Annotated in this window: 3 protein-coding genes; all 3 read left to right on the top strand. The window is 33.1% G+C overall.

Translation table 11 applies throughout. The annotated features are described in order from the left end of the window. A partial coding sequence (locus AOG55_RS04100; RefSeq protein ID WP_330218575.1) for an FAD-binding oxidoreductase occupies positions 1-1,438 on the top strand: 1,438 nt, incomplete at its 5' end. After that, a complete protein-coding gene (locus tag AOG55_RS04095; protein WP_048101217.1) occupies positions 1,431-2,624 on the top strand; it encodes a (Fe-S)-binding protein in 1,194 nt (397 codons plus the stop codon). The genes AOG55_RS04100 and AOG55_RS04095, both read left to right, overlap by 8 nt. A gap of 31 nt (positions 2,625-2,655) precedes the next feature. Continuing rightward, a complete protein-coding gene (locus AOG55_RS04090; RefSeq protein WP_048101216.1) occupies positions 2,656-3,234 on the top strand; it encodes a nucleotidyltransferase family protein in 579 nt (192 codons plus the stop codon). Positions 3,235-3,366 lie beyond the last annotated feature (132 nt).

Below are 3,366 nucleotides of genomic sequence, written 5' to 3'. Positions count from 1 at the left end.
TCAAGTTTATAAATATAAAAATATTATCATTGTAATGAATATAAATAATGACATTTTAAATGAAATTAGGCAGGCGGCAGGAGAAAATAATGTTCTCCAGAACCTTGAGGAAAAAATACCCTATAAAAATGACGCCTCTTATATGCCCGGAAGGATACCAGAGCTTGTAATTATACCTGAGAATTCAGATCAGATTTCTAGAGTATTAAAATTATGTACTAAATATAAAATTGATGTAACGGTTAGAAGTGGTGGAACATCACTAACAGGATCAAGTGTCACCAATTATAATGGCATTATAATAAATACCATGAAGATGGATAAAATACTGGAATTAAACATAGCAAGCAGATATGTTGTATGCCAGCCAGGGGTAAGGCTTGATAACCTAAATGAATATTTAAACAAATACGGATTTTTCTATCCACCTGATCCCGCCAGTTCAAAGGCATCAACTGTTGGTGGCACCATTTCAACCAATGCCGGTGGGCTCAGGGCAGTAAGATACGGTGCAACAAAGGAATGGGTTCTTGGCACTGAATTTGTGACGGCCACGGGTGAAATTATAAGAACTGGAGAATATACATTAAAAAGGAGTGCTGGATATGATCTTACTGCACTTATTATAGGCAGCGAGGGCACTCTCGGTGTTCTAACAGAGGCTATATTAAAAATTGAGCCACTTCCTGAAAAATATGGCAGAATACTGTCATTTTACAATGATATTTATGATGTTGGTTCCGCCCTTAGCGCTGTAAAGAATGCGGGTATTACGCCATTAATTGCCGAATTTATGGATTTAAAAACCATTAATTCCATAAGGGATAAGTTAAACATAAAAATACCGGACTACACACAGTTCATGCTAATGGTTGATATCGATTCAACTGAGGCCTCCCTTAAAGGAAAAATTGAAAATGTGGAAAAAATTATCAAAAATTACACAAAGGATGTTTTAACAATAATGGATCAAAAAACAATGGATGAAATATATAAGGCCAGAAAGGGTGCCTATTCAGCACTGCTCAACCAGCGTGAGAAGAAAAATGAAATAGTAATAATAGGCGATGTCATAGTTCCCGCCTCAGAACTGCCTGCCACACTGAAGGAGATTAAAAATGCTGTGGACAAAATGAAGATAAATGTAAGCCTTTTTGGTCATATTGGGGATGGCAATATACATGCAAATATATTTGCAGATAACACAAAAACCGGACTTGAAAAGGTTGAAAAATTACAGATGGAAATTGCCATGGCAGCCATAAGGCATAAGGGATGTGTATCAGCAGAACATGGGATAGGTACTGAAAAAAATAAACTTCTATACGAGGAGTATAAGGAAAGAAATTCCCTTTATTCACTGGAATTAATGAAGAGGATTAAGGCAGTATTTGACCCGGAGAATATAATGAACAGGGGTAAGATATTTTATGACTAAAAATCAGATTCTAAAAATTACTGATGAATGCATAAAATGTGGTTTCTGTGAATCTGTATGCCCAACACTTCCTGCAGCAGGTTACAATTCAATAAAGGGTGCCAGGGGAAGGATCATTCTTGCACAGTTTGCAATAAATACAGGGGAAGAGCTCCAAATTTCAGATTCCTTTTATTCATGCCTTGACTGCTTTGCCTGCCTTCAGGTGTGCCCTGCAGGCGTTAACGCTGGAGAGTTAAGCCATTTAATGAAGGAGGAAATTGCAGAGAAGCATATTAATGGTAACAGGGTGGACATAGCGGACATGATTAAGGAAACAATACTTAGATTCAGAAATCCCCTGGGATTAAATATGGAATCCGCAGAATGGGCATCATCAATAAATTTTGATGAGTCAGATACAATTCTTTTCACAGGTGATATGTACCAGCTTATGGCATATACGAAATTCATAAATTATGTAAGAAAATATTTTGATAGAAATCTATTTAATGCATTTTCAAGGTTAATATCAAGGCATCCTGATTTAATAAAACTCTCAAGGCATTTCTATGACATTAATATGAAGAATAAAATGGAAAATAATTTAAGGAATATTGTAAGGTTGTTAAAAATGTCCGGTGTAAAATTTAATTACCTTCGCGAAGATGAGGATTATCCAGGAATGTTTCTTTATGACCTTGGCTATATAAATGAATTTAAAAAATATGCAAATAATGTTTATAATAAACTTAAAAAATTGAATGTTAAAAAAATAATATGCATAGACCCGCATACATATGATTTGATGAAAAATATTTATCCGGAATACATAAAAAATTATGACCTTGAAATTTATTATTATACAGATTTAATTAACATGAACTTTGAAAAAACCAGTGAGGAAATAACTGTGCAGCAGCCATGCCATATTGTACTTCATAAAAATAATTACAGGGCCCTTGATATACTTAAAAAATCTGCTAATGTTAAACTAAATGAGCCGGAAAACCTTACATCCTGCTGTGGTGGCCCAGATGAACTATTATTCCCAGAAATAGCATCGGAAGTTTCATATAAAAGGTATAATAACTTGAAGCAAACAGCTGGCAAGATTATTACAATATGCCCGCTATGCTACAATAATCTTTCATATGACGAAAATGTAATCGATTTTTCTGATTTCATGATTAAATTAATAAAATAAACATTATTATTGCATTTATTCATTATGATTTATGAAAAGGGTATCTGGTATAATACTTGCCTCAGGGGAATCAAGAAGATTTGGTGAAAACAAATTATTTTACAAAATCAATGGTAAAATGCTTATAGAATATACAATTGAGAATGCCAGGAATTCATTGTTATATGAAAAAATTATTGTTTTTAATCCTGCTGTAAATTACAGTGTTCTTAATCTAAATGGGTTCAAGATTGCCATCAATTATGATTATAAAAACGGAATGTCAACATCAATAGCAGCCGGATTAAGAAAAGTAGAAAATAACATCGATGGTGTTATGATACTTCTGGGGGATTCCCCATTAATAGATCAAAACATAATTAACAGGATGATTAATATATACAGCCAGAATGATGCGGGCATTGTAAGTGCATATAATTCTGGAATTCCTGTAAATCCTGCAATATTTTCATCTAAATATTTTAATGACCTATTAAATCTTAAAGGTGATGTTGGAGGCCGATTTATTCTAAGAAACCATCCAGAAGACATAATCAGGGTGGAGATTGATAATAATGCACTTTTAGATGTCGATACAAAGGAGGATTTAAAAAAAATATTTAAAAATTGATTTTTAAGGTGTTGCAGTAACAAACAATTACTTAATAATGATCGTGTTTGAATCCTTAACTCATAGTTGTTTAATCAAAATATAGTTACACCTGAAAAGCATATAAAATGTTTAATGTTAAAATAAAATAGA

This window comes from Acidiplasma cupricumulans (genome assembly GCF_001402935.1).
Taxonomy (GTDB): domain Archaea; phylum Thermoplasmatota; class Thermoplasmata; order Thermoplasmatales; family Thermoplasmataceae; genus Acidiplasma; species Acidiplasma aeolicum.
This window is presented reverse-complemented; position numbering and strand designations above follow the sequence as displayed.